Below are 242 nucleotides of genomic sequence, written 5' to 3'. Positions count from 1 at the left end.
AGATCCGCCCGCCCGTGACCGACCCGCCGCGGGCGAGCAGGCGCAGCGCGGCGTGCGCGGGGGTGCTCTTGCCGGACCCGGACTCGCCGACCAGAGCGACGGCCTCGCCGGGCCGGACCCGCAGGTCCACCCCGCGCACGGCCCGGGACACCTGGCCGTCCCGGGTCCGGTAGCCGACCTCGAGGCCCTCGTCCTCGCGCACCGGCGTGGGCCCCGGGTGGGGTCGCGGCCGGGGCCGCGCC

The 242-nt window shown here is 81.8% G+C and carries 1 protein-coding gene; it reads right to left on the bottom strand.

Annotated features, from left to right (window positions below):
• Window positions 1–202, bottom strand: a 202-nt coding sequence (locus KVT14_RS23600; RefSeq protein ID WP_217617362.1) for an ATP-binding cassette domain-containing protein, incomplete at its 3' end; no start/stop codon positions are given.
• Window positions 203–242 lie beyond the last annotated feature (40 nt).

Origin of the sequence: Cellulomonas sp. GbtcB1 (assembly GCF_019091725.1) — a bacterium.
Classification (GTDB): Bacteria; Actinomycetota; Actinomycetes; order Actinomycetales; family Cellulomonadaceae; genus Cellulomonas.
The sequence above is the reverse complement of the archived record's forward strand: the minus strand, read 5'-3'. Positions and strand labels throughout refer to the sequence as shown.